This is a genomic window from Micromonospora sp. M42 (assembly GCF_000568915.1).
Classification (GTDB): Bacteria; Actinomycetota; Actinomycetes; order Mycobacteriales; family Micromonosporaceae; genus Micromonospora; species Micromonospora chalcea.
Window position 1 is genome coordinate 748435 of the sequence record NZ_KK037233.1, and the last position, 1814, is coordinate 750248.

At 71.9% G+C, this 1814-nt stretch carries 3 protein-coding genes; all 3 read left to right on the top strand.

Features of this window, described 5'->3' with window-relative positions; genetic code table 11:
- The first annotated feature begins 22 nt into the window (after positions 1-22).
- Positions 23-556, top strand: coding sequence for a 2'-5' RNA ligase family protein (locus MCBG_RS03030; protein ID WP_043323693.1), 534 nt, complete (start codon positions 23-25; stop codon positions 554-556).
- Positions 557-641: 85 nt separating this feature from the next.
- Positions 642-1586, top strand: coding sequence for an inositol-3-phosphate synthase (locus tag MCBG_RS03035; RefSeq protein ID WP_043323695.1), 945 nt, complete (start codon positions 642-644; stop codon positions 1584-1586).
- Between the two features lie 57 nt (positions 1587-1643).
- On the top strand, positions 1644-1814 hold a 171-nt coding region (locus tag MCBG_RS03040; protein WP_043323697.1), incomplete at its 3' end, for an ArsR/SmtB family transcription factor.

Here is a 1814-nt window from a genome sequence, read left to right on the forward strand (position 1 = left end):
CGCCGGCGACTAGCCTGATCACGTGCGGACGGTCGAACTGCTCTGCTCACCCGAACTGGAAGCGGCGGTTCGCGCTGCCTGGGACCGGCTCGCCGCTGCCGGCCTGCCCAGCCTGGCCCGCAACACGCACCCGACGAACCGGCCGCACCTGACGCTCGCCTCCGTCGAGGAGTTCCCGCCCGGCGCCGAGCAGCGACTGGCCGACCTCTGCGACGCGGCGCTGCCGCTGCCGGTGCGGCTGGACCGGGTGGCGGTGCTCGACGGCACCGCGCCGCTGGTGTGGCTGGTCCGCCCGACACCGCAGCTCGTCGCGCTGCACGGCGCGGTCTGGGACGTGCTAGCCGAGGCGTCCGGCGGGCACTCGTGGCACCAGCCCGGCCGGTGGGTGCCGCACCTGAGCCTGGCGCTGCGGTTCGGCGCGGCGGACCGGCGCCGGGCCGGGGCGGTCGCCGGAGCGGGCCGCCCGGCCGGGGCGTTCGTGGCGGCGCGCAGCTACGACGCCGACACCCGTACGGTCAGCGAGCTGACCGCCGCCTGCCCGCGTTCCGGCGGCTGACCGAGAGGTCATACCCGGCGCTGGTGGGCGTCGGTTCCGCTGACCGGGACCCCCGGCGTGGGCAGATCCGGGTACTCTTCGCCCCATGATCGACAGTGTTCGATTGGCGGTCGTCGGTGTGGGCAACAACACGTCGGCGTTGGTGCAGGGCATCGCCTTCTACCGCAACACCGGCAGCCTGGTAGGGCTCCACCGGCCAGAGATCGCGGGACTGGGCGTCAGCGACATCGACGTCGTCGCCGCTTTCGCCATGTCCGACCGAAAGGTGGGCAAGGATCTCCACGAGGCGATATTCATGCCGCCCAACAACTTCCCGCGCCTCGACACCGAACTTCCGCCCGCCGGCGTGACGGTGCGGCGTGGCCTGGTGGACTCGACGGAAGTCGAACGGGTGGCGCACGCGCTGGAAGGGGCGGAGGTGCTGCTCTACTCCGCTCCGAGCGGCCGGCCGGACACGGCTCGGGCTTACGCCGAGGCGGCTCTGACAGCGGGAGTCGCGTTCGTGAACACCACGTCGGATCCGGTGGCCAGGCACGAGTCACTACTGGCACGTTTCGAGGAAGCCCGTGTGCCGTTGCTCGGCGACGACCTGGCCAGCCAGTTCGGCACCTCCGTGCTGCACCACGCACTACTGCGGCTGATCGAGGAGCGCGGCCTCACCCTGGGCAGCTCCTACCAGGTCAATCTGGGCGGGACCGAAGACTTCCGCAACCTGGTCGAGAACCCGAACACCAAGAAGCAGTCCAAGCTGAACGCCCTGGGGTCGTCCGGCAAGGTCCAGATGGCGCCCCTCGCGTACATGCCGCACCTGCGATCCCACAAGATCGCCCACCTCAACATCGAAGCGCAGGGCTGGGCCGAGACGGCGGTGAGTGTGGAGGTGCGCCTGCAGGTGCATGACCCGAGTGGTGCTGCCGGCGTCAACATCGACCTGATTCGTCTGGCGGCCATCGCCCTGCGGTCGGGTCGTGGCGGCTACCCGGCCGAAGCGGCATCCCTCCTGAAGTCCCCACCCGGAACCGCGATCTGACCCCAACCCCCGGACCGTTCGGCGCGGCCCGAACCGTGCCCGTGTCAGCATGGGCCGATGACCACCGGTGCCGACGGACGCGGACTCGCCGGGTTCGCCGCGCTGCTCGCCGACCCCACCCGGGCCGGCTTCTGTCTGGCCCTGCTCGACGGCCGCGCCTGGACCGCCGGGGAGCTGGCCCGCGCCGCCGGGGTGGCCGCGTCCACCGCGAGCGGCCACCTCACCCGG

Excerpts from the sequence above, each read along its gene's own strand:
- MCBG_RS03035 (WP_043323695.1), top strand. The coding sequence starts at position 642 with ATGATCGACAGTGTTCGATTGGCGGTCGTCGGTGTGGGCAACAACACG.